Source organism: Mesorhizobium sp. M0052 (assembly GCF_040323255.1).
GTDB lineage: Bacteria > Pseudomonadota > Alphaproteobacteria > Rhizobiales > Rhizobiaceae > Mesorhizobium.
In genome coordinates this window covers 26,815-46,176 of sequence record NZ_JAMYUS010000031.1, presented here as the reverse complement: position 1 = coordinate 46,176, position 19,362 = coordinate 26,815, and the positions used below count along the sequence as shown (strand labels likewise).

The following is a 19,362-nucleotide window of genomic DNA, read 5'->3' as shown; positions in this document are numbered from 1 at the left end:
TCCAGGAACCCCAGCCAAACCGGATGCTGGGCAGGCAACTTCGCTCGACGAGCGTCTTTCGTTCTACGGTAGCAACTACTTCGGAAATAACATCAAAGGGTTGTCCCAAAGACCTTGCGAATTTTGCGTTGGCTCCGCTGCAGTTCGATAGATCAGGCTTGGGACGACGGTTGCGTCGTTGATCATCAGCCAATAGAGAGGGGATAAATCAGGCAAAAGGACCACCAATGACCAACGAATCCGATACCCGCTCTGCCGAACTGGCTGAGTTAACGGCCGACATTGTCTCAGCATATGTCAGCAACAATCCATTGCCGGTTTCTGGCTTGCCGGACGTGATAGCATCGGTTCATGCTTCGCTGTCCGGACTTGGCACGCCCATCCCACCGGTCGCTGAGCCGCAAACTCCCGCGGTCAACCCGAAGAAGTCGGTGACGCCGGACTTCATTATCTGCCTCGAAGACGGCAAAAAGTTCAAATCACTGAAGCGGCATCTTAGCACGGACTTCGGCCTGACACCGGACGCCTATCGCGCCAAATGGAACTTGCCGCACGACTACCCTATGACAGCTCCGAACTACGCCGCTCAGCGCTCGCAATTGGCGAAGTCCATCGGGCTTGGCCGCAAGGCTGAACCCGTCGCACCAGCCAAGAAGGCACCTGCCAAGCGGAAAGCCAAAGCGTAGTCCGGCACCATCTGACGCAACGGAAAGACTCAGCTATGTCTGGAGAGCGGCGGACCTGAAAAGGACCGTCTGGCCGGCGCCATTCGGGCAACCTCCCAGCGAGGGCGCCGGCCTTTTTTCCTAGCGGGGCGGCAACTGATACTGTCATCGGGCCGCTTCGCGATGATCGACGACGGCCTCGGCTTCCAACTCGTGCCGTGGTCACCGACCGTTCATCCTCTGACTATCCCGTCACTCCTATTTGCGACATGGGATCAGATTTCGAGAGTAGTTCGGCTCGCGTTTCTTGCGCTCGCCCCGCTCAGCCTTCTTGGCTGGCTCAAACTTGCCGACAAGCGTCGCCTCATCCAATTCGTTTCCGACGTCAACCCAATCACTAACGGGTCGAAGCGATGGTACCGGAGATCGCACTCCTCATTTTCCGGTTGGCCCGGGTCGACCGACCTTGCATACTTTGTTGGCAGTTGATCCGATTTCTATCCAGACATATCCCCTGCTTCTACTCCCTCACTGAGCGGCTTTTATTTCCGATGCACACACCTACTCATGGCCGCGCAACTGCATGACCAAGGGTTTGGGAGCGTGCTTGAGCCTGCTCCCATGTTCCCGACGTCGGACATTTGGAGAGCTTGATGGACAACAGGAAGTTTTTGACAGTTGAGGAAGTCTCGGAACGCTATCGCGGCACCATCTCTCTTGGAACGCTGCGAAATTGGCGAGCCAAGAGGATTGGACCGGCGTACGTCAAGCTTGGCAAAGCCGTGTTGTACCCAGTTGAGGAACTGGAGACGTGGGATCAAAAGAATACAGTGGCGTGCCGTGCGTCAAAGCGATTCAGCATGAACGGCGGCGAGTGAGCGTGGTTTGTCACGGAGGAGCATCCAATACCGCTCCCAGAAGCCGGCCCTCACGTTCTTGGATATAGGGATTTTTACAATATCTTCCAACAAGATAGCTTACAGCGAGAGGAAGTTGCATAATCACCCATCAGGTGATCCGACACCATCGCGTGCGGACATCGAAATGACCAAGCAGATCATCGACAGCGCCAAGCCGCTCGGCATCGCCGTCCACGACCACATCATCATCGGCAAGAAAGGCAACGCCTCGATGAAGGGCCTGCTGCTGATCTGAGCCTGATGGGCGCCGGTGCCGTCATCCCAAACGCCACCGCTCGCGAGCCAATCAGCAACATTCCGGCTTGGCTCAAACGCCCACGCTTGCGGTGTAGAAGTGATATTGCGACGGAAGCGCCCGCTTCGGCGACAATGTCGTAGACTCGCGAATACGAAGCAGCCAGTTCCCGTCAGCCATTGCAGGAGATCTATTCAATGACGCTCGAATGCATAAATCCAAATGATCTGCCGATTCCGGAAATGTACTCCCAGGTCGTCGTTGCGACAGGAAGCAAGCTGGTGTTCGTCTCGGGCCAGCAGCCAGAAGACATACACGGCAAGCTCGTTGGCCATGGTGATTTCGCAGTCCAGGCGCGCCTGGCGTTCGGGAATCTCGGCCGAGCGCTTGCTGCCGCCGGCGCTCGGCCCGAGCAAGTCTGCAAGATCACGATCTACATCGTCGATTACAAACGCGACGAACACGTGCCGATCATCGAAGCGGCCCAGATCGAGCTGTTCGGCGATCACAAGCCAGCAAACGTGGTGGTCGGGATAGCGGTGATGTCTCCCGGCTACCTGATAGAGATCGATGCGATCGCGGTCATCGACCCGTAGGCCAAGCGAGGACGCGTCAAGTCGCCCAAACCAATCCCGGAGCTCGCTGCGAGATTGCCACGACCTTGATCTCTCCATCCATCCACGATCACATCGTCATCGGCAGGAATTGCGATGTCTCGATGAAGAGCCTGCTGCTCACCTGATCAACGTCGGAAACAGGAAACACGCAATGCCCAGCCCGGCGACGAACCATGGCCGTTCGACAAGCAACGCGCAGCCCTCCTGGTCATCGACATGCAAAGCGACTTTGTCGATGAGGGCGCCGTCATGGAAGTGGCCATGGCCCGCCATCGCATTCCGGCGATGCGGCAGGTGGTCGAGCTTTGCCGCGCGCAAGGCGTCCCGGTTATCTACACCCAGCATGTGCTCAGCGACCATTTCGATATCTCGCCGCTGGAAACCGGCTATCAGCCGAAGCTGAAAACCAAAGGCATGCGGGAAGGCAGCGCCGGCGCCGAAATCGTCGCCGCGCTTGCGCCCTTGCCTGGGGATGTCGTCATCAAGAAGCACCGCTACGATGCCTTCCACAACACGCAGCTCGAGACCGTGTTGCGCAACATCCGTGGCGCAGGCCGGGTCGACACGGTGATCATCATCGGCACCGTGACCAGCATCTGCTGCGAATCCACCGCGCGGAGCGCCTTCATGCGCGACTACAAGGTGGCTTTCATCAGCGACGCCAATGGCGGACTGGACGAGGCATCGCACAATGCAACCCTCGACATCATAGGCAAGGTGTTCGGGCGCGTGATGACGGTTGCCGAGCTTGGGAACCTGTTGCGGAGTTGAGCCCCAGCGTCAGCTGGCGTGCGTCTCAAGCTCCGGCGCCGAGCCTGCCCTCAAGAAGGTCGCGCCGCTGCTGCAATTCGCCGGAGACGAATTTGGTGAAGGCGTGGACGCGCGCCGTGCGGCGCAAATCGTCGTGCACCAGCACCCACAGCGCCGAGCCGATCTCCTCGATCAGCCCTCCGACCCTTACAAGCCCGGGCAGGCTGTCGCCGAGATAACAGGGCAGCGCCGCAACCCCGATTCCGGCGCCCGCCGCATGCGACATCGTCACCAGGGAATCGGCGCGCATGGCGATCTCGACATCGGGCAGCGACGACCGCATCCAGCGGGCGACGCCGGTGTTGGCCAGGCTGTCGTCGGGCGCGATCCAGCGCAGCGCACCCAGTCTCGGCTCCGGGGGTAGCGTTTCGGCATAGGAACGTGTCGCGTAGGCGGCGAAGGCGACGCCCGAAATGCGCCGGCCGACCAGGATTTCCTGCGGTTGCGATACCGGCCTGATCGCCACGTCTGCATCCCTTTGCGTCAGGTTGGCGATGGAATTCTGCGTCATCGCCTCGACCCGTATGCCGGGATGGAGCTTATGAAACGCCGCCAGGATCGGCGGCAGCACCGATGCCATCAGCGTATCGGTGGTGGTGACCCGCAACCTGCCTTCGAACCTGAGATCCTGCCCCGACAGTTTGCGCGCCAGTTCATTGACCGTCTCGGCCATTGTGCGTGCCGCGCCCAGCAGTTCCTCGCCGCCCGCGGTGAGGGCATAGCCAGTCGGCAGCCGATCGAAAAGGCGGATACCCAGCCGCGCCTCGAAGGCGTTGACGCGCCGCAGCACAGTCGTGTGGTTCACGCCCAGGATCCGAGCCGCCGCCGCCAGCGAAGCGCCATCGGCGACGGCCAGCACCATGCGCAGATCTTCCCAGTCGATATCGCGTGAGCTGTGCATTCTTGCAGAAAGATAAAAGAAAGCGCTGCGCTCTGCGAGTCAAAATGACGCTTCGCTGTGCAAAAACGCAGAGCAAGCGGGCGAATCGGCATGTCGATCTGCGCATGCACGCACGCCATATGGAGTCCGACGACAAAAGTCGCGGAGAAGAGCCATGACGCCGATAGAACTCTACACCTGTCAGACACCCAACGGGCACAAGGCCTCGATCATGCTGGAAGAGGTCGGCCTGCCCTACTCGGTCCGCTTGGTCGACATCGAAAGGGGCGACCAGACCAAGCCTGATTTCCTGGCGCTCAATCCCAACAACAAGATCCCGGTGATCGTCGACCGGGACGCCGGCCGCACGGTCTTCGAATCCGGCGCCATCCTACACTACCTGGCGCGACGGTCGGGCAAGCTTCAGCCGGTGGGCGCGCAGGAAGCGGACGATACGCTGACCTGGACCTTGTTCCAGGCGGCCCATGTCGGCCCGACGCTTGGCCAATTGTGGAATTACAAAATTTTCGCGCCGGAAAAAATCCCTTACGTGATCGAGCGTTTTGAGCGCGAAACCGGACGTGTCTTCCGAGTTCTCGATAGCCGGCTAAAGCACCATGAGCACATTGTCGGCAAAAGCTACGGCATCGCCGATGTGATGACATGGCCATGGATCAACGCGGCCGTCACCAGGCTCGGCCTCAGCCTCGATGACGCGCCAGACCTGGCGCGTTGGTATGCCGCCATAGGCCGACGCTCCGCAGTTGTCAGAGGCATTGCCGTTCCCGCCCTGCCCGAAGCATCGGCTGCCGCTTAGATCATGATGAGATTTGGTTGAAATCTCATCATGACCTAACCCTTTGTTGGAGCATGATCTTTTCCAAAAACCGGCACCCACTTTTTGGGATCATGCCCTAGCCGCCGCACCCCGCATTCAAGGAATACGATCGTGGAAATCCTCTTCGTCCCTCTGGCGCTTGTCGCCGGTGGCCTGCTTGCGGTGCAAGCCGGCGCCAATGCCCAACTTTCAAAGGCGGTCGGCTCACCCTTTGCCGCGACCACGCTTCAGCTCGCGGTCGGCGCCATCGTGCTGTTGTCGATCACGGCCCTCACCGGAACGACACCGGCTCTGCTTGCCGTTCGGCAAGCCGAATGGTGGCATGCGATCGGCGGCATGGCTTCGGCCTTCTACGTTGTTTCGACCATTCTTCTGTTCCCTCGCCTTGGCGCCGTCGTGTCCGTCGGGCTCTTCATCGCTGGGCAGATGCTTGCATCCTTCGCCCTCGACACGTTCGGCTGGCTCGGGATCCCCGAAGCCGGACTGCGAGCCGGGCCTGCCTTCGGCATGCTCGTCTTGCTTGCCGGGGCTGCCCTCATCGTTCTGGGACAGAAGGGCGCGGCCGACAATACCGCATCCTCAAGACCAGGGTGGATCGGACTGGCGCTGCTGGCAGGCGCCGTGCTTCCGGTGCAAGGCGCTGTAAACGCCTTGCTTCGGCACGACCTTGGCGGCGCGCCGTTTGCGGTCGGCACCATCTCGTTCCTGGTGGCGATGCTGGCCATGGCCGCGGTGCTTCTGATCGCGCTTGCCCTGACGAAGACGCCCCGCCCTCGCCTCGCCGGCTTGTCGTCGATGCCCTGGTGGGGCTGGCTCGGAGGTTTTGCCGGCGCCACCTATGTCACGACCGTGTTCACCGCCATCCCCGTCATCGGAGCGGCAGCTGCCGTCAGCCTGACGGTGGCCGGCCAGCAGGTCGCCGGCATCTTCGTCGACACCTTCGGCTGGTTCCGCCTGCCGCAGCGGCTTGTCTCCGGCATGCGGCTCGCCGGCGTCGTGCTGCTTTTGGCCGGCTGCATCATCATCAAGGCGCTTTGATCCCGCTGGAACAAGGCAAGCCGAATCAAACCAGCCCCTGCCCTCCCTGATTTGGGGGGTCAGGTGTCGCTCCGGCGTCACCAACGAAGCAAGGTCCGGGCGCCGCAGAAGCAATTTTTCGCTCCTTCCACAACCGGCTCTAGAATTTCGATCGCAAATCACGCATGATGCACTTGGTATTTTCCCGGGACGGCTTCGCGCCCCCTGAAATACCTGGAGGAACGGGACATGCCCATAGTGGTTGTACTCGTTTTGATCGTCGTGGGCTCGGTGTTGTTCCACTTCCTGAGCCCATGGTGGTGGACTCCGATTGCCTCGAATTGGGACTATATCGACAACACCATCATCATCACCTTTTGGATTACCGGCGTCGTCTTCGCCGCAGTCGTCCTATTCATGGCCTATTGCGTTTTCCGCTTCCGTCACCGCGAAGGCAACCAGGCGGCCTACGAACCGGAGAACAAGCGGCTCGAATGGTGGCTGACGATCGTCACCGGAGTGGGTGTTACCGCCATGCTGGTTCCCGGCCTGTTTGTCTGGAGCCGGTTCGTCAACGTTCCAAGCGACGCAACCGTGGTCGAAGTCGTCGGCCAGCAATGGCAGTGGAGCTTCCGCTTGCCCGGCAAGGACGGCAAACTCGGCACATCCGACACCCGCGACGTCACCGCTGAAAATCCGCTGGGCGTGATCGCCAAGGATCCCAGCGGCCAGGACGACGTCGTGGTCGAAGCGGCCGACCTGCATCTGCCGGTCGGCAAGCCGGTCAAGATGCTGCTGCGCTCGATCGATGTGTTGCACGATTTCTACGTTCCGGAATTCCGCGCCAAGATGGACATGATACCGGGCTCGGTCACCTATTTCTGGTTCACCCCCACCAAGACCGGGACCTTCCAGGTTCTGTGCGCCGAACTGTGCGGCCAGGGGCACCCGATGATGCATGGCATCGTCATGGTCGATACCGAGCAGGACTATGTGGCCTGGCTCGACCAGCAGCAGACGTTCGCGCAGTTGTCGGCGCCGCAGCAGACGGGCTCGGTGGAACAGGCGCCGGGCAACGCGACGGCGTCAGCTCTAGAAGTTGCGGCAAAACTCGAAACTGTCGGGTCCCGCTGAAGGGCACGGAGGTGCTCCGCCTATGGTCGATATCACGCCTGCAGATGCCGTCCCGCCCGCCGAAGTCGCGGAAATGGAGCTTTACCATCCGCACAGCTGGTGGACGAAGTATGTCTTCTCGCAGGACGCCAAGGTCATCGCCATCCAGTATTCGGCGACCGCAACGGCCATCGGCCTGGTCGCGCTGGTGCTGTCCTGGCTGATGCGGCTGCAGCTCGGCTTCCCCGGCACGTTCGATTTCATCACCCCCGAGGCCTACTACCAGTTCATCACCATGCACGGCATGATCATGGTGATCTACCTGCTCACGGCACTCTTCCTCGGCGGCTTCGGCAACTACCTGATCCCGCTGATGGTCGGCGCCCGCGACATGGTCTTTCCCTATGTCAACATGCTGAGCTACTGGATCTACCTCCTTGCCGTGCTGGTGCTGGTGTCGAGCTTCTTTGCGCCCGGCGGACCGACCGGCGCCGGGTGGACGCTCTATCCGCCGCAAGCCATCATGACCGGCACACCTGGCGGCCAGGAATTGGGCATCATCCTGATGCTCGTTTCGCTGATCCTGTTCATCATCGGCTTCACCATGGGCGGTCTGAACTATGTCGTGACGGTGCTGCAGGCCCGCACGCGCGGCATGACGATGATGCGCCTGCCGCTGACCGTCTGGGGCATCTTCACCGCCACCGTCATGGCGCTGCTCGCCTTTCCGGCGCTGTTCGTCGCCTGCGTGATGATGCTGCTTGACCGCGCGCTTGGAACCTCCTTCTTCATGCCCGCGGTTGTCGAGATGGGGGAACAGCTACAGCACAATGGCGGCAGCCCGATCCTGTTCCAGCATCTGTTCTGGTTCTTCGGCCACCCGGAAGTCTACATCGTGGCGCTGCCGGCCTTCGGCATCGTCTCCGATCTGATCAGCACGCATGCGCGCAAGAACATTTTTGGCTACCGGATGATGGTCTGGGCCATCGTTGGCATCGGCGCGCTGAGCTTCGTGGTCTGGGCGCACCACATGTATGTCAGCGGCATGCACCCCTATTTCGGCTTCTTCTTCGCCACCACGACACTGATCATCGCCATCCCGACGGCGATCAAGGTCTACAATTGGGTGCTGACGCTGTGGCGGGGCGACATCCATCTCACCATACCGATGCTGTTTGCCATGGCTTTCATCGTCACCTTCGTCAATGGCGGGTTGACCGGGCTGTTTCTCGGCAACGTCGTCGTCGACGTCCCGCTGTCGGACACGATGTTCGTCGTCGCTCACTTCCATATGGTCATGGGTGTTGCTCCGATCGTCGTCATCTTCGGCGCGATCTACCACTGGTACCCGAAGGTCACCGGCCGGATGCTGAACGAGACGCTCGGCCGGTTCCATTTCTGGGTCACTTTCCTCGGCGCCTACCTGATCTTCTTTCCCATGCATTACATCGGCCTGATGGGCGTGCCGCGGCGCTATGCCGAACTGACCGACGTGACGGTCATGACGGAGTCGGCGCATCACCTCAACTCGTTCATCAGCATCATGGCGTTCATCGTCGGCTTCGCCCAGATCGTGTTCCTGTTCAATCTTATCTGGAGCATCCGCCATGGGCGCGAGGCCGGTGGCAATCCATGGCGAGCCACGACACTCGAATGGCAAACACCGCAGACGCCACCGGCGCATGGCAATTTCGGCAAGGATCTGCCGATCGTCTATCGATGGGCCTATGACTACAGCGTGCCGGGCGCGAAGGAGGACTTCATTCCGCAAAACATGCCGGGCACGTTCGGCCCCTCCAGGGAGCCGGCATGAGCGTCACCCTGGTCTTCCTGCTCGTGATCGCCGGTTTTGCCGGCTGGTGGCTCTCGCATCAGCGGCTGATGGCGAAACCATGGCTCGAGCAAGGTGTGGCAGGAGATTTTGTCGCCTTCGACCGATCGAGCCTGCCCACCGCCAAGATCGGCCTCGGTGTCTTCCTCGCCGTCGTCGGCTGCCTGTTTGCGCTGTTCACCAGCGCCTACTTCATGCGTATGGCGCTGTCGGACTGGCAGCCGCTGCCCATCCCACGCCTGCTCTGGCTCAACACCGGCATGCTGGTGCTGAGCAGCGTTGCGCTGCAATGCGCCTCGATCGCGGCGCGCAAGCGCCGGATGGACACGGTCAGGCTCGGCCTTGCCGCGGCTGGGCTCACCGCGATCGCCTTCCTCATCGGGCAGCTCATGGCATGGCGGGACCTGACCGCCGATGGCTATTTTCTGGCCTCCAATCCGGCCAACAGTTTTTTCTACCTGATAACCGGGATGCACGGCCTGCATATAGTGGGAGGGCTGGTGGGCCTGGGCAGGACAACCGCCGGCGCCTGGAACGGGGCACGGCCGGAACGGCTTCGCCTCAGCGTCGAATTATGCGCCATGTACTGGCATTTCCTGCTTTTCGTCTGGCTCGCCATCTTCGCTCTTTTAGCCGGCTGGGCCGCGACGTTCATCGATATTTGCCGGCAGTTGCTGACCTAGGAGGTCGAGGAGCATGGCAGAAACGACACTGACGCATACCGGCCAAACGGAGACGCGGCCCGCAGGCTGGCAAGGCATCGCCGCCGATTGGTCCTCGGATCAGCGCGCGTTCAAGAACGTGTCTTGGGGCAAGGCCATGATGTGGATCTTCCTGCTCAGCGACACCTTCATCTTCGGCTGCTTCCTGCTCTCCTACATGACCGCGCGCGTCTCCACACGTGTGCCGTGGCCCAATCCGAGCGAGGTCTTTGCGCTTCGCATCGGCGGTTCGGACATTCCACTGATCCTGATTGCCATCATGACCTTCGTGCTGATATCGAGCAGCGGAACGATGGCCATGGCGGTCAATTTCGGCTATCGCCGCGACCGCCGCAAAACCGCAATCCTCATGCTTCTGACGGCAGCGCTAGGAGCCACCTTCGTCGGCATGCAAGCCTTCGAATGGACCAAGCTGATTACCGAAGGGGTACGGCCGTGGGGCAATCCCTGGGGCGCGGCACAATTCGGCTCGACTTTCTTCATGATCACCGGCTTCCACGGCACGCATGTGACGATCGGGGTGATCTTCCTCATCATCGTGGCGCGAAAGGTCTGGCGTGGAGACTACGACGTCGGTCGTCCCGGCTTCTTCACCAGCCGCAGGGGTCGCTACGAGAACGTCGAAATCATGGGGCTCTACTGGCATTTCGTCGACCTGGTCTGGGTGTTCATTTTCGCATTCTTCTATCTTTGGTGAGAGGCTGACATGGCTGAAGCAACCGCAAACGGCCTCGGGCAACACGCGCTGCACTCTGATCATGCGCATGAAGGGCCATCGACCGGCGTCGCGGAGGTTCATCAGGAACATCCGATCAAGCTCTATCTGGTGGTCTGGGCATGGCTGTTCATCCTCAGCGCCTGCTCCTACATGGTCGATTATCTCGGCATCCACGGCTATCTCAGATGGTCTCTGATCCTGATCTTCATGATCCTCAAGGCCGGGCTGATCGTCGCCGTGTTCATGCACATGGCCTGGGAGCGGCTGGCCCTGACCTATGCGATCATCCTGCCGCCGCTTCTGATATTGGTGTTCGTGGCGATGATGCTCTTCGAAGCGGACTACACGCTTCTCACCCGGTTGTCCTTCTTCGGACCGGGGCCCTGACGCACAGCTTCATCTCCGGTCAAAGACCGGAGATGAAGCTTCCCATCAGCTGATCTGCAGGGTCAGAGGCCGACCCGCGTCGGGGACGATGGCGGCTCCACAACCTTGCGGTAGACATGCCAGGTGGCGTGACCCAGGATCGGCAGCACGACCGCCAGCCCGGCAAACACCGGCAGCGAGCCTATGATCAGGGCGACGGCGACAATCAGTCCCCAGACAGCCATGGGGATCGGGTTCGCCAGCACCGCTCGCACCGATGTGTGGATGGCTTCGTAGGCGCCGACGTCGCGGTCGAGCAGCAATGGGAAGGCGACAACCGTCGTGCACAACACCACCGCGGCGAAGACGAAGCCGATGGCGTGCCCCAGGACAATCAGAGACCAGCCGCGTCCGGTGGCAAATATTTCATTGATGAAGCCCGAAATCGATACAGGCGGAGCCGGGCCGAAGAGATATTCGTAGAACACCTGCGCCGCCAAAAGCCAGGCGATGAAGATTGCAACCAGCATGATCCCGACTGCGGCGATGGCTGGCAGGGCCGGAGAATTCCTGACCTCGAACGCGTGCGTCCAGGAGGTGTCGAGCCCGGCTTCTCGTCTGCGGCTGATCTCGTAAAGGCCGATCGCCGCGAATGGACCGATAAGCGCAAAGCCGGACACCAGCGGAAACAACATCGGCAACGCATTGGCACCCGAAGTCCAGGCAGCGAGCACCACGCCGACAAGCGGATAGATCAGGCAGAGAAAGACGATGTGCGACGGTTTGACCATAAAATCGTCAACACCGCGCTTGAGCGCATCGAAAAGATCGGAAACACTGATTTTTCGGATTTTGGTGTGTTCCAGCGTTTCGCTGGCGCCTGCAATCACGTGAAAACTTGTCATGCCCGTTCCTCCAGACCAGGTCCGGCAAGGTCGCGGTATCACGGTGCTGCCGTTCTGCATGACTGGCCACGCGAACCGCGACCTGCACCGCAATCAATATACTCCATTGACTGGAGCTTGTCGCCCGTTCTTACAAAAGGCTCCCGGAAGGCGAAGTTTCCGAACACAGCGTCATGCCGTCACCCTCCGGCTGACATGAACGCGCGCATCGCGATGGTATCGGCAAGCAGCACGGCAAAGATCGCGAAAAGATAGAAGATCGAATAGGCAAACAGCGCCTTGGCCGGCTTCATCTCCTTGTCGAGGATGACCAGGGCGTTCCAGGCATGCCAGATGAAACCCGCGCCCAATGCAGCCGAAACAATCCCATAGACCCCGCTCGTAAATCCGAACGCCCAGGGCAGCACTCCGATCGGTGCCAGAAGCAGTGAATAGGCGAAGATCTGCCTTCTGGTCGAGGCCTGGCCGGCCACGTTCGGCATCATCGGGATGCCGGCAGCGGCATAGTCGCCGGCCTTGAACAGTGCGAGCGCCCAGAAATGCGGCGGCGTCCACAGGAAAATGATCAGGAACAGGATCAGGCTTTCAATGCCGATGGCGCCGGTGGCCGCCGCCCAGCCGACAATCGGAGGAAGGGCACCCGCTGCGCCGCCGATGACGATGTTCTGCGGCGTCGAGCGCTTCAGCCACATCGTATAGATGACGACGTAGAAAAAGATTGTGAAGGCCAGCAGTGACGCGGCAAGCCAGCCCACCAGCACGCCGAGCGTCATGACCGAAAGTGCGGAAAGCACCAGGCCGAAGCCGAGCGCTTCGCCGGCCGTGACGCGGCCCGACGGAACCGGCCGCTTTGACGTGCGCGACATCAGCGCGTCGATGTCGGCGTCGTACCACATGTTGAGCGCGCCGGCCGCTCCCGCTCCAACCGCAATCGCACCTATGGCGATCACGGCGATGACCGGGTTCATCGCGCCGGGCGCCACCATCAGACCGACGAAGGCGGTAAAGACGGCAAGGGCCATGACCCGAGGCTTCAAGAGCGCAAAGAAATCACTGGCCGTCGCTTCCGAGAGGCGGACGCCGGTATCCTTGAGGCTTTCCTTGACCGACATTTGAGACGACCATCGATGGAAACCGGGCAGCCTAGAGCAATTCCAGAAAAAGCGTATGCGGTTTTCCGTCCGGAATTGCGTAAGAACAAAGAGATCGAGCGGATCGCCGTTTCCGTGAGACGGTGAAACGCTCTGGCCGGCCGAAGAGCCAGGTTACGGGGAAAATTGCTTCAGATAGGCGATGACGTTGGCGACGTCCTCGTCCTTCTTGAGGCCGGGAAACGCCATCTTCGTCCCTTTGACCATTGCCTTGGGGTCGTGAAGATACGTCGTCAGTGTCGGCTCATCCCATTTGACGCCGGATGTGCCGGCCGCGATCATGGCTTCGGAATATTTGAAATCCGGATGCGTGCCGGCCGTCCGGCCGATAACGCCATGCAACGAAGGGCCTATCTTGTTGGTGTCTTGGTCTGCGACGTGGCAGACCTTGCATTTGGTGAAGACCTTCTCGCCCGCCGCGGCGTCCTGTGCCCGCGATGGATTGGCGATGAAAGTTGCAACGGAAACGACGGCGAAAAACGCAACCAAGCGCATGGCATTCCTCCCTGATCGTCAAATTTGCCTGAGACGGTCTGCACATGCCGGTAGCACCAGCATGCGCCCTGCACGGCAGAATAGATTCTCCGCTCCTCCCCAGATGGAATTGCGGCACTTGTGTACCACAGAATCTGGCCGGTAGGTAGAACAGGTCGACCGTACAAAGGTTCAGGTGGGCTGCGGTGGCTCAAGGCACATCCGCCACAACGAAAAAGGCCGCCTCGAGGGCGGCCTTTTCTGATCTTGTCGTCAGGCGCTTATTCGGCGTCCTTGGCGGCCTTCTTCTTCGGGGCTGCCTTCTTCTTCGGCTCTTCCGCGTCGTCGGCCTTTTCAGCCTTGTCAACCTTTTTGGCAGCGGCCTTCTTCGCCGGCTTGGCCTTGGCGGTATCGCCCTCTTCGTCGTCAGCCATCAGCTCTTCCTTGCTGACCTTGACGTCGGTGACCGAGATCTGGCTGAGCAGATGGTCGACGACCTTCTCCTCGAACATCGGCGCGCGCAGCGTGTTCAGGGCTTCCGGATTGCTGCGATAGAACTCGAAGGCTTCCTGCTGCTGGTTGGCCGGGTAGCGGCGCACCTGCTCGAACAGGCCGCGCTGCAGTTCCTCGTCGGAAACGGTGACGCCGGCCTTCTCGCCGATCTCGGCCAAAACCAGGCCGAGACGCACGCGGCGCTCGGCAAGCCGCAGATATTCGGCGCGTGCCTCTTCTTCCGTCGTCTCCTCGTCGGCGAAGGTACGGCCGGCGGCTTCGAGATCGCGGTTGACCTGGGTCCAGATGTTGTTGAACTCGGCATCGACGAGCTTCGACGGCGCCTCGAACGAATAGGCCGCGTCAAGCTGGTCGAGCAGCTGACGCTTGACCTTCTGGCGCGTCATCGAGCCGAACTGGTTCTCGATCTGGCCGCGCACCACGTCGCGCAGGCGCTCCAGCGATTCCAGGCCGAGGTTCTTGGCCATCTCGTCGTTGATTTCCAGCGCGCCGGGCTTGGACACTTCCTTGACGGTGACGTCGAAGGTGGCTTCCTTGCCGGCCAGATGCGCGGCCTGGTAGTTTTCCGGGAAAGTGACCGTGACCTGCTTCTCGTCGCCGGCCTTGGCGCCGATCAGTTGGTCCTCGAAGCCCGGAATGAATTCCTTGGACCCCAGAACCAGCGGCTGGTCGGTGCCGGCGCCGCCGGAAAAGGCCTCGCCGTCGATCTTCCCGAGATAGTCGATCAAAACGCGGTCGCCTTCGGCGGCCTTGCCGGTCTTCGGCTCGAAGCTGCGCGCCGATTCGGCAACGCGCTGGACCTGCTCGTCGATCTCGCTGTCCGGCACTTCGAATACCTGGCGCGTCACCTTGATGTCGGAGAAATCCTTGATCTCGATCGCCGGGATGACCTCGTAGTTGAGGCGGAATTCGAAGTCGGCGCCGCCGGCCAGGATCTTCTCGGCCTCTTTCTCATCTTCCGTCATGATCACTTCAGGTTGCATGGCGGCCTTTTCGCCGCGCCCCGTGATGATCGAACGGGTCGAATCGTTGAGGATCTCATTGACCACTTCGGCCATGAACGACTTGCCGTAGACCTTGCGCAAATGCTGCACAGGCACCTTGCCGGGACGGAAGCCGTTGATGCGGACCTTGTTCCTGGCGTCGGACAGCCGCGCCATCAGCTTGGCTTCCATATCACCGGCCGGCACGGTGATCTTGATCTCGCGCTTGAGACCGGAGTTGAGCGTTTCGGTGACCTGCATCGTAAAACCTTTATCTTCACCAAAGAGGCTGCCACGGCGTCTTGCCGTTCACAGCCTGCCGGTACAATCTTGCCGGGAATGGCTTTTGGTACGGAACCTGGCGATTTGACCGAAATTACGGCTCAAATTCTTCCAAACTGCGTTCCAAGATGTGAATAAGTTCTTGTTTTTCCTACTTCTTATCACATTCTGCAGAAGCGGATCGGCGCGTCCCGTCACATTTGACACGCCTTTTGTCACAGGCGAGGCCAATTTTCAACCATCTTCGCGTTGCAGCGAATGACCGCCCCAACGGCAGACATTTTCGCCCCGACATTGACAGAATGATGGCTACATGGGATTGCCGACAAATGCGGATGTGGCGGAACTGGTAGACGCCCTGGATTTAGGTTCCAGTGCCGAAAGGCGTGGGGGTTCGAGTCCCTTCATCCGCACCACCCTTCGCTCTATCGAGCTTCGGGTGGCAGGCCACCCAGGAGCTTGATAGAGCGAAGGGTGTCCTCCGAAGCCGTGGCGTAGGAGGACTGGCGGCGACGGCCTACACTTCAAACACTTGACCGGTAAACCACTCCGCCAATTTCGCCAGCTCCGGCCCCAGCACCCGGTCGGCGTCGACCGGCGGCACGATCTTCCTGATATCCGCGACAAAATCCTGCAATGCCGGCGGCGCGGCGCGTTCAGTCACGTACAGGGCCTGCGAGGCGATCATCACCAGCATCGCCATTGCCGCATCGAGGCAGCGGCCGGCCGTCGCTTCCTTGGTCCAGGCGAAGAATGCGGTGGTGGCGACGTCGTCCTGGCCGGCGCCGGCCGATTCCGTGCCCGGAATGAAGGTGCGCTGCGCCGCGAGTTTGGCCTGTTCGAGATAGCCGGTGATCGCCATCGGCACATAGCCGACATTGCCGTGCCCGTCGCTGTCGGCCCAATGCCGCCCGGTCATCAACAAGTCGGGCAGCAGCGACACCTTGCCGTTCAGCAGCTTTGAGGCGTGGCGGTCGCAGAGCAGGCAGAGATCGGCCCAGATCGCCGCCAGATCGTCGAGCGCCGGCGTCGCCATGGCATTGTGATAGCCGCCGGTGGAGATGCAGCGCCCCAGCGGGTGCGCCGCGTCGGGCGGGATATAGACTGGATTGTCCGAGATCGAGGCCAGCGATACGGTCGCCGCCTGCTCGGCGCCGGCCAGCGCCCGATGCGCATGGCCGAGCACGCGCGGCACGATGCGGTAGCTGACCGGCGCCTGATAATTGCGCCGTCCATCCCCGGCGCCGACCAGAAACTGCCGCAACCCTTGCAAGGCGGCCGCTTCGTGTTCGTCGCCCCAGAGCCCGTCGAGCGCTGCATCATAATGCTCGAGCGGCGCACGAAACGCTTCGATCGACAGCGCGAACACCTTGTGCGCCATGGCGAGGCGACGACGCGCGGCAAGTGCTGCGTCCGCCACCAGTGCCGCCGCGCAGGGCGAGCCGTTGATCAGCGAACCGCGCTCCTTCACCTCAAGCTCAAGGCTGGCGGTAAGCGCAGCAAACAGCGGATAGAGCGCCAGGATCTCGCCGGCGCCGCCCTGCCCCTGCGACGGCACCACCGGCATCGGGCCGCCGTCGAGCATCGCCGCGACCGCCCGTGCGATGCGCGGCGTGGTCGCGGCATTGCCTTCGATAAAGTTGGTCAGCCGCGCCAACACGATCGCCCTTACGACGCGCTCAGGCAATGGCTCACCGAACGATGTGGCGGCGGCAAAAGCCTTGATGCGCGCATGGCGGTCGCGCTCGTCAAGTTCGAGCTTGCGGCTTGCCAGCTCGCCCATCGCGGTGGTGACGCCGTAGATGACCGGCGGCGGATCGGACTCAATGAGTTTCAGGAACGAGGCGCGGCATTCGGCAATGCGTTGCAAGGCCTTGTCGCCGATTTCGACCGTGTCGTTTCTCCAGGCGACGCGCAAAACGGCATCGAGATTGATATCTTCGCGCGTCGTCACCGTAATCGGCATTGTCTTCGCCCGTCTGGTTTGCATGAGGGCGGAGCGATCGATCGTTGCCGAAATCCATGCCCTGGGTAATGTCTTCTAGTAGAGCGGTTCCTCAAACAATGTCTTGTCGCCGTCCATCAGCCCCTTGATCTGCGCCTCGCCACTGGCGGCGAGCGCGATGCGCACGCCGAATGGCCGCACCCGCATGTCGTTCTGGATCGCCATGCCCTGGCCCTCAGGTAGGTAGAAGCGGTCGGTCGGCGGTCGCCGGCGTCGGAGCCCTGCCGAACCAGGCCGTGGTCGCATGCCAATAGCCGTCGGCGCCCGGCTTCAGCCGGACCACGATCGGCGTGTTCTCGCTCACGAGCTGGCCGGCCGGGATGTTGGCGATCAGCTTCACCGGCAAGCGCGATATTTCATAGCCGAGGATAATATAGTCGCCGCGCAGCAGATCGCGCGGATCGACCGGCTCGACTTTCAGCAAGACCTCCTTGCGGTTGCGCAGGATCGCCGCGCGGCCGGCGATGATCCAGCTCAGGAAGCCGATCTGGACGAGCGCCAGGACCAGCGCCGAGATGACAAGTTTCTTTCCAGACATTATGCTGCCGCTCCTTCCGGGGCCTTCATGCGTTTTTCCACACGGATGATGACGAGAGCCAGGGTGCCGAAAAGCACCGCGGCAGCCAGGAAGAAGCCGGCCGTGCCGAGCATCGTCTGCAAGGTCACGACGTAGATAATGGCAAGTTCGAAGGCAAAGCCGGCATAAGCAACCCAGCGCAGCCCCCTGCTCTCGCGCCCGCCCAGAACGATCGCCGCCGCAATCCCGGCCAGCGCGATAACCGAGGCGACGGCAAAGCCGTTGCTGAAGGCGTTATCATCGCCCAGTTCGATCTGGATCATCGCCAGCCCGGTGAGAAAGCCGGTCAAGGCGTGCAAAGGCAGCCGCCCGCCGAGTTGCAAGATCCGGTCGGCCGGCCCGGCGGCGAAGATCGAAACCGCAAACAGCAGCGCCGACACCACGACGAGAGGAATAGCCAGGGCGAGCGTGTTCTGGTCCAGGCCGCGCACCGCGATATAGAAAATGACCGAGAGAATGATCAGGTGGCGTGCCGGCTGGCTGCGCGTCCACAACGAGACGACAAAAAGCACCGGCGCCATGATGACGAAGAAATCCGGAAATACGGGGCGGTCATAAAAGTCGAACGCGCGCACGAACAGCCAGGCAACGGATATGCCGACGGCAGCGACCGTCAGCGGGTTCGAGCGCAACGCCACCGCGGCAAATGCGGTGCCGATGCCCCAGGTGACGATGGCCGAGGCTTCGTCACCCGTGAGATGGTACATCTGGCCGATCAGCGCGACCGATCCGCCGAAGGCCGCGGCGGCCACGATCCACAGCGCCTCGCCGATCGCCGCATGGTCGCGCATCTTCAACACCGCGCCGCCTACATAGCCGGCGAGAATGACGGCAAACAGCGCCGCGACCCGCACCAGCCGCGGGATGACGTCCCAGTTGGCGGCGACGAAGAGCAGGATCGCGGCGCCGAACAGCAGCGCTGCCATCATGGCCAATATAGTGCCGAAGCTCAGCGATTTGCGCTCGTTTGCGTCGATGTCGCACTTAAGCGCATCGGCCGTCTTCGCGTCGATCAGGCCGGCCTGCAGCCACCGCCCGATATCGGCCCTCGCCCGTGACGAATAACTCGCCATGCCGCTTCTCCCCCAGCTTGGTCTTTCTGACAGCCGATCCGCTCAAATCGTTGACGCAACGTCATTTTCCGATTCGGGTTTCTTCATGACGAAGCCGTGAACGCGCGTTAATGTTGCATTGCACAATTTGCATTGCTGCCATGCGCCAACAGCACTTTTAAATCGATATTACCCAGCCTATTTACTGTTCGTACACAAACGGAATGATCCGAAGAAAGACGAAACGAGCACTACCATGAACCTGATCCGCAACTACCGCAACTGGCGCCGCTACCGGGACACCGTCTCCGAGCTGAGCCGCCTGTCGAACCGTGAACTGACCGACCTCGGCATCAGCCGCAGCGACATCCACTACGTCGCCCGCAAGGCGGTCTAATCCTCTTCGGATCGCAAATGGTCCGAACCAGTTTTGAAAAAGAGAACGACAATGAACCTGATCCGCAACTATCGTAACTGGCGCGTTTACCGCGACACCGTTACCGAGCTGGGTCGCCTTTCGAACCGTCAGCTCCATGATCTCGGCATCGTCCGTGACGAGATCAAGATCATCGCCCGCAGAGCGACGATCTAGCCAGAATTTCGCCAGGGTCGACCTCCTCCCCGACCCTGACGGATACGGTCAGCCTTCACCTCCTCCCGAGGGTTGACCACCAAAACGGCGCCCGCC

20 protein-coding genes, 1 tRNA gene and 2 pseudogenes are annotated in these 19,362 nt (G+C 61.1%); 15 read left to right on the top strand and 8 right to left on the bottom strand.

Annotated elements, in window-relative coordinates; all coding sequences use genetic code 11:
- Positions 1 to 227: 227 nt before the first annotated feature.
- From NKJ77_RS29400 to NKJ77_RS29380, 5 genes and pseudogenes are all read left to right on the top strand, one after another.
- Entirely contained in the window at positions 228 to 686 is a 459-nt protein-coding gene (locus NKJ77_RS29400) for a Ros/MucR family transcriptional regulator (protein WP_352536183.1), read from the top strand.
- A 632-nt stretch (positions 687 to 1,318) separates the two neighbouring features.
- Positions 1,319 to 1,543 (top strand): helix-turn-helix domain-containing protein, encoded by a 225-nt coding sequence (locus NKJ77_RS29395; RefSeq protein ID WP_352536182.1) that lies wholly within the window; start codon positions 1,319 to 1,321, stop codon positions 1,541 to 1,543.
- A gap of 115 nt (positions 1,544 to 1,658) precedes the next feature.
- Positions 1,659 to 1,820 (top strand): annotated as a pseudogene (locus NKJ77_RS29390) (JAB domain-containing protein); the annotation flags it as partial.
- Between the two features lie 197 nt (positions 1,821 to 2,017).
- Positions 2,018 to 2,416: a RidA family protein gene (locus NKJ77_RS29385; RefSeq protein ID WP_023681625.1), complete on the top strand. Its 399-nt coding sequence runs from the start codon at positions 2,018 to 2,020 to the stop codon at positions 2,414 to 2,416.
- Positions 2,417 to 2,641: 225 nt separating this feature from the next.
- Positions 2,642 to 3,208: an isochorismatase family protein gene (locus tag NKJ77_RS29380; RefSeq protein ID WP_348625623.1), complete on the top strand. Its 567-nt coding sequence runs from the start codon at positions 2,642 to 2,644 to the stop codon at positions 3,206 to 3,208.
- Positions 3,209 to 3,233: 25 nt separating this feature from the next.
- On the opposite strand, the gene NKJ77_RS29375 is transcribed toward NKJ77_RS29380, so the two are convergent.
- A complete protein-coding gene (locus NKJ77_RS29375; protein ID WP_023667658.1) occupies positions 3,234 to 4,148 on the bottom strand; it encodes a LysR family transcriptional regulator in 915 nt (304 codons plus the stop codon).
- Positions 4,149 to 4,302: 154 nt separating this feature from the next.
- Here NKJ77_RS29375 and NKJ77_RS29370 point away from each other — a divergent pair, with 154 nt between their 5' ends.
- From NKJ77_RS29370 to NKJ77_RS29340, 7 genes are all read left to right on the top strand, one after another.
- Positions 4,303 to 4,944 carry a glutathione S-transferase family protein gene (locus NKJ77_RS29370; protein WP_031194779.1) on the top strand — a complete coding sequence of 214 codons (642 nt, stop codon included), beginning with the start codon at positions 4,303 to 4,305 and terminating at the stop codon, positions 4,942 to 4,944.
- A gap of 132 nt (positions 4,945 to 5,076) precedes the next feature.
- Entirely contained in the window at positions 5,077 to 6,003 is a 927-nt protein-coding gene (locus tag NKJ77_RS29365; RefSeq protein ID WP_023667660.1) for a DMT family transporter, read from the top strand.
- Between the two features lie 228 nt (positions 6,004 to 6,231).
- Positions 6,232 to 7,116, top strand: coding sequence for a cytochrome c oxidase subunit II (locus NKJ77_RS29360; RefSeq protein ID WP_023667661.1), 885 nt, complete (start codon positions 6,232 to 6,234; stop codon positions 7,114 to 7,116).
- A gap of 22 nt (positions 7,117 to 7,138) precedes the next feature.
- Entirely contained in the window at positions 7,139 to 8,908 is a 1,770-nt protein-coding gene (ctaD, locus tag NKJ77_RS29355; protein ID WP_023744787.1) for a cytochrome c oxidase subunit I, read from the top strand.
- Positions 8,905 to 9,609, top strand: a complete 705-nt coding sequence (locus tag NKJ77_RS29350) for a cytochrome c oxidase subunit 3 (RefSeq protein ID WP_023830623.1) — start codon at positions 8,905 to 8,907, stop codon at positions 9,607 to 9,609. Before ctaD ends, NKJ77_RS29350 begins: the two co-directional genes overlap by 4 nt.
- A gap of 13 nt (positions 9,610 to 9,622) precedes the next feature.
- Positions 9,623 to 10,345: a heme-copper oxidase subunit III family protein gene (locus tag NKJ77_RS29345; RefSeq protein ID WP_023667664.1), complete on the top strand. Its 723-nt coding sequence runs from the start codon at positions 9,623 to 9,625 to the stop codon at positions 10,343 to 10,345.
- 9 nt (positions 10,346 to 10,354) lie between these two features.
- The gene (locus NKJ77_RS29340; protein WP_023667665.1) at positions 10,355 to 10,753 is read left to right on the top strand and encodes a cytochrome C oxidase subunit IV family protein; all 399 of its coding nucleotides are present in this window, start codon (positions 10,355 to 10,357) and stop codon (positions 10,751 to 10,753) included.
- A gap of 62 nt (positions 10,754 to 10,815) precedes the next feature.
- Here NKJ77_RS29340 and NKJ77_RS29335 read toward each other — a convergent pair whose 3' ends face one another.
- The 4 genes from NKJ77_RS29335 to tig form a co-directional block, all read right to left on the bottom strand.
- Positions 10,816 to 11,637 carry a DUF2189 domain-containing protein gene (locus NKJ77_RS29335; RefSeq protein ID WP_023667666.1) on the bottom strand — a complete coding sequence of 274 codons (822 nt, stop codon included), beginning with the start codon at positions 11,635 to 11,637 and terminating at the stop codon, positions 10,816 to 10,818.
- 179 nt (positions 11,638 to 11,816) lie between these two features.
- On the bottom strand, positions 11,817 to 12,749 hold the full coding sequence (locus tag NKJ77_RS29330) for a heme o synthase (RefSeq protein WP_023830622.1): 933 nt from the start codon (positions 12,747 to 12,749) through the stop codon (positions 11,817 to 11,819).
- A gap of 153 nt (positions 12,750 to 12,902) precedes the next feature.
- Complete coding sequence (locus NKJ77_RS29325) at positions 12,903 to 13,283, bottom strand: c-type cytochrome (protein ID WP_023667668.1); 381 nt, start codon at positions 13,281 to 13,283, stop codon at positions 12,903 to 12,905.
- Between the two features lie 260 nt (positions 13,284 to 13,543).
- Entirely contained in the window at positions 13,544 to 15,019 is a 1,476-nt protein-coding gene (tig, locus tag NKJ77_RS29320) for a trigger factor (protein ID WP_023830621.1), read from the bottom strand.
- Between the two features lie 352 nt (positions 15,020 to 15,371).
- Between tig and NKJ77_RS29315 the strand changes: the two genes are divergently transcribed.
- Positions 15,372 to 15,456 (top strand) — tRNA-Leu (locus NKJ77_RS29315).
- 101 nt (positions 15,457 to 15,557) lie between these two features.
- On the opposite strand, the gene NKJ77_RS29310 is transcribed toward NKJ77_RS29315, so the two are convergent.
- The 3 genes and pseudogenes from NKJ77_RS29310 to NKJ77_RS29300 all read right to left on the bottom strand — a co-directional run bounded on the left by NKJ77_RS29310 (position 15,558) and on the right by NKJ77_RS29300 (position 18,695).
- A complete protein-coding gene (locus NKJ77_RS29310; protein WP_031194777.1) occupies positions 15,558 to 17,006 on the bottom strand; it encodes an aromatic amino acid lyase in 1,449 nt (482 codons plus the stop codon).
- A 75-nt stretch (positions 17,007 to 17,081) separates the two neighbouring features.
- Positions 17,082 to 17,586 (bottom strand): annotated as a pseudogene (locus NKJ77_RS29305) (GDYXXLXY domain-containing protein).
- Positions 17,583 to 18,695, bottom strand: coding sequence for a DUF2157 domain-containing protein (locus NKJ77_RS29300; RefSeq protein ID WP_352536181.1), 1,113 nt, complete (start codon positions 18,693 to 18,695; stop codon positions 17,583 to 17,585). The pseudogene NKJ77_RS29305 and the gene NKJ77_RS29300 overlap by 4 nt, the downstream one beginning before the upstream one ends.
- A 235-nt stretch (positions 18,696 to 18,930) precedes the next feature.
- Between NKJ77_RS29300 and NKJ77_RS29295 the strand changes: the two genes are divergently transcribed.
- Together NKJ77_RS29295 and NKJ77_RS29290 are read left to right on the top strand one after the other, a co-directional pair.
- Positions 18,931 to 19,071, top strand: a complete 141-nt coding sequence (locus NKJ77_RS29295; protein WP_006335194.1) for a DUF1127 domain-containing protein — start codon at positions 18,931 to 18,933, stop codon at positions 19,069 to 19,071.
- Between the two features lie 51 nt (positions 19,072 to 19,122).
- Positions 19,123 to 19,266, top strand: coding sequence for a DUF1127 domain-containing protein (locus NKJ77_RS29290; protein ID WP_023667673.1), 144 nt, complete (start codon positions 19,123 to 19,125; stop codon positions 19,264 to 19,266).
- The last annotated feature ends 96 nt before the right edge of the window (positions 19,267 to 19,362 follow it).

Coding starts and splice junctions, on each gene's coding strand:
- NKJ77_RS29400 (WP_352536183.1), top strand. CDS start 228: ATGACCAACGAATCCGATACCCGCTCTGCCGAACTGGCTGAGTTAACG.
- NKJ77_RS29395 (WP_352536182.1), top strand. CDS start 1,319: ATGGACAACAGGAAGTTTTTGACAGTTGAGGAAGTCTCGGAACGCTAT.
- NKJ77_RS29385 (WP_023681625.1), top strand. CDS start 2,018: ATGACGCTCGAATGCATAAATCCAAATGATCTGCCGATTCCGGAAATG.
- NKJ77_RS29375 (WP_023667658.1), bottom strand. CDS start 4,148: ATGCACAGCTCACGCGATATCGACTGGGAAGATCTGCGCATGGTGCTG.
- NKJ77_RS29370 (WP_031194779.1), top strand. CDS start 4,303: ATGACGCCGATAGAACTCTACACCTGTCAGACACCCAACGGGCACAAG.
- NKJ77_RS29360 (WP_023667661.1), top strand. CDS start 6,232: ATGCCCATAGTGGTTGTACTCGTTTTGATCGTCGTGGGCTCGGTGTTG.
- ctaD (WP_023744787.1), top strand. CDS start 7,139: ATGGTCGATATCACGCCTGCAGATGCCGTCCCGCCCGCCGAAGTCGCG.
- NKJ77_RS29350 (WP_023830623.1), top strand. CDS start 8,905: ATGAGCGTCACCCTGGTCTTCCTGCTCGTGATCGCCGGTTTTGCCGGC.
- NKJ77_RS29345 (WP_023667664.1), top strand. CDS start 9,623: ATGGCAGAAACGACACTGACGCATACCGGCCAAACGGAGACGCGGCCC.
- NKJ77_RS29340 (WP_023667665.1), top strand. CDS start 10,355: ATGGCTGAAGCAACCGCAAACGGCCTCGGGCAACACGCGCTGCACTCT.
- NKJ77_RS29335 (WP_023667666.1), bottom strand. CDS start 11,637: ATGACAAGTTTTCACGTGATTGCAGGCGCCAGCGAAACGCTGGAACAC.
- NKJ77_RS29330 (WP_023830622.1), bottom strand. CDS start 12,749: ATGTCGGTCAAGGAAAGCCTCAAGGATACCGGCGTCCGCCTCTCGGAA.
- NKJ77_RS29325 (WP_023667668.1), bottom strand. CDS start 13,283: ATGCGCTTGGTTGCGTTTTTCGCCGTCGTTTCCGTTGCAACTTTCATC.
- tig (WP_023830621.1), bottom strand. CDS start 15,019: ATGCAGGTCACCGAAACGCTCAACTCCGGTCTCAAGCGCGAGATCAAG.
- NKJ77_RS29310 (WP_031194777.1), bottom strand. CDS start 17,006: ATGCCGATTACGGTGACGACGCGCGAAGATATCAATCTCGATGCCGTT.
- NKJ77_RS29300 (WP_352536181.1), bottom strand. CDS start 18,695: ATGGCGAGTTATTCGTCACGGGCGAGGGCCGATATCGGGCGGTGGCTG.
- NKJ77_RS29295 (WP_006335194.1), top strand. CDS start 18,931: ATGAACCTGATCCGCAACTACCGCAACTGGCGCCGCTACCGGGACACC.
- NKJ77_RS29290 (WP_023667673.1), top strand. CDS start 19,123: ATGAACCTGATCCGCAACTATCGTAACTGGCGCGTTTACCGCGACACC.